The sequence below is a fragment of the Planktothrix paucivesiculata PCC 9631 genome, assembly GCF_900009265.2.
Lineage (GTDB): Bacteria > Cyanobacteriota > Cyanobacteriia > Cyanobacteriales > Microcoleaceae > Planktothrix > Planktothrix paucivesiculata.
In genome coordinates this window covers 1-2,991 of record NZ_LR734988.1, presented here as the reverse complement: position 1 = coordinate 2,991, position 2,991 = coordinate 1, and the positions used below count along the sequence as shown (strand labels likewise).

At 52.8% G+C, this 2,991-nt stretch carries 1 rRNA gene; it reads left to right on the top strand.

Annotated elements, in window-relative coordinates:
* Positions 1-29: 29 nt before the first annotated feature.
* Positions 30-2,916, top strand: a 23S ribosomal RNA gene (locus PL9631_RS27470).
* Positions 2,917-2,991: the final 75 nt, after the last annotated feature.

The following is a 2,991-nucleotide window of genomic DNA, read 5'->3' as shown; positions in this document are numbered from 1 at the left end:
GAACAGAAATTCTCGAAAAAAGAGAAAGTGGTCAAGATAGAAAGGGCTGACGGTGGAAACCTTGGCACACAGAGGCGAAGAAGGACGTGGCGACCGACGATAAACTCCGGGGAGCTGGAAGCGAGCGACGAGCCGGAGGTGTCCGAATGGGGCAACCCAAAAACAGCCCACTGAATCAAATAGGTGGGCATGAGCGAACCGGGCGAACTGAAACATCTTAGTAGCCCGAGGAAAAGAAAGCAAAAGCGATTTCCCGAGTAGTGGTGAGCGAAAGGGAAACAGCCTAAACCAGTCGGTTTACCGATTGGGGTAGTGGGACAGCGACACTGGACTTAGAGAGTTAGACAAAGCAGATGAAACCTGCACCAGAGAAGGTGAAAGTCCTGTAGTCGAAAACTCAAAGAGCCTAGCTGAATCCCGAGTAGCACGGAGCCCGTGAAAGTCCGTGTGAATCCGCCTCGACCACGAGGTAAGGCTAAATACTCCTGTGTGACCGATAGAGAAACAGTACCGTGAGGGAAAGGTGAAAAGAACCCCGGAAGGGGAGTGAAATAGAACCTGAAACCGTCAGCTTACAAGCAGTGGGAGTCCGATTTAACGGATGACCGCGTGCCTGTTGAAGCATGAGCCGGCGAGTTAAAGGCAATGGCAGGTTAAGACAGAAAATGTCGCAGCCCAAGCGAAAGCGAGTCTGAAGAGGGCGAAGTCGTCATTGTTTTTAGACCCGAACCCGGGTGATCTAACCATGTCCAGGATGAAGCTTGGGTAAAACCAATTGAAGGTCCGAACCGACCGATGTTGAAAAATCGGCGGATGAGGTGTGGTTAGGGGTGAAATGCCAATCGAACCCGGAGCTAGCTGGTTCTCCCCGAAATGTGTTGAGGCACAGCGGTTGCGGAAAAATCTGGGGGGTAAAGCACTGTTTCGGTGCGGGCTGCGAGAGCGGTACCAAATCGAGACAAACTCTGAATACCCAGAGGAAGAGCAACCAGTCAGACGGTGGGGGATAAGCTCCATCGTCAAGAGGGAAACAGCCCAGACCACCAGCTAAGGTCCCCAAATCACCACTAAGTGAGAAAGGAGGTGGGAATGCCGTGACAACCAGGAGGTTTGCCTAGAAGCAGCCAACCTTAAAAGAGTGCGTAATAGCTCACTGGTCAAGCGTTCCTGCGCCGAAAATGAACGGGGCTAAGTGGTGTACCGAAGCTGTGGAATATGATTTATTGTATTGGTAGGGGAGCGTTCTGGCGTAGGGAGAAGCACTAGCGGAAGCAGGTGTGGACGAACCAGAAGTGAGAATGTCGGCTTGAGTAGCGAAAATGTAGGTGAGAATCCTACACCCCGAAACCCTAAGGGTTCCTCCGCACGGCTCGTCCGCGGAGGGTGAGTCAGGGCCTAAGGCGAGGCTGAAGAGCGTAGTCGATGGACAACGGGCGAATAGTCCCGTACCGTGGGTAAATTGGTCAGGGGAACGGAGAAGGTGTGTGCTAGCCGGATGATGGTTACCGGTGCAACCGTACGAGGTGTTGAGGTCTGGCGAAAACAGACTGAGCTAAGGCGGGAGTCCGACCCTTTACGAAGGGGAAGTAGAGAGCATCAAGCTTCCAAGAAAAGCCCTAAAACCGTTAATTTACCAACGCCTGTACCCGAAACCGACACAGGTAGGGAGGTTGAGAAAACTCAGGGGCGCGAGATAACTCTCTCTAAGGAACTCGGCAAAATGGCTCCGTAACTTCGGGAGAAGGAGTGCTTACGCAAGTAAGCCGCAGTGAAGAGGCCCAGGCGACTGTTTACCAAAAACACAGGTCTCCGCCAACTCGTAAGAGGAAGTATGGGGGCTGACGCCTGCCCAGTGCCGGAAGGTTAAGGAAGTCGGTCAGGCGCAAGCTAAAGCTGATGACTGAAGCCCCGGTGAACGGCGGCCGTAACTATAACGGTCCTAAGGTAGCGAAATTCCTTGTCGGGTAAGTTCCGACCCGCACGAAAGGCGTAACGATCTGGGCACTGTCTCGGAGAGAGACTCGGCGAAATAGAATTGTCTGTGAAGATACGGACTACCTGCACCTGGACAGAAAGACCCTATGAAGCTTTACTGTATCCTGGAATTGGGTTCGGGCTTTGCTTGCGCAGTATAGGTGGGAGGCTTTGAAGTCATCCTTGTGGGGATGATGGAGCCATCGGTGAGATACCACTCTAGTAGAGCTAGAATTCTAACTCTAACCCGTGAATCCGGGTTGAAGACAGTTTCAGGGGGGCAGTTTGACTGGGGCGGTCGCCTCCTAAAAGGTAACGGAGGCGCGCAAAGGTTCCCTCAGAATGGTTGGAAATCATTCGCAGAGTGTAAAGGCATAAGGGAGCTTGACTGTGAGACCTACAAGTCGAACAGGGTGGAAACACGGCCTTAGTGATCCGACGGTACTGTGTGGAAAGGCCGTCGCTCAACGGATAAAAGTTACTCTAGGGATAACAGGCTGATCTCCCCCAAGAGTTCACATCGACGGGGAGGTTTGGCACCTCGATGTCGGCTCATCGCAACCTGGGGCGGAAGTACGTCCCAAGGGTTGGGCTGTTCGCCCATTAAAGCGGTACGTGAGCTGGGTTCAGAACGTCGTGAGACAGTTCGGTCCATATCCGGTGCAGGCGCAAGAGCATTGAGAGGAGCCTTCCCTAGTACGAGAGGACCGGGAAGGACGCACCGCTGGTGTACCTGTTATCGTGCCAACGGTAAACGCAGGGTAGCTATGTGCGGAGTGGATAACCGCTGAAAGCATCTAAGTGGGAAGCCCACCTCAAGATGATTGCTCTCACCACTTTTTGTGGGTAAGGTCACGGGCAGAACACCCGTTTATAGGTGTTAGGTCGAAGTCCAGCGATGGATGTAGCCGAGACACACTAACAGACCGAGGGCTTGACCTCATTTTTATTTACTACTCCAGTTTCTCTGCAATCTTCAGTGTTTCTGAACTGCATTTCATCTCTCTACACTGAGCA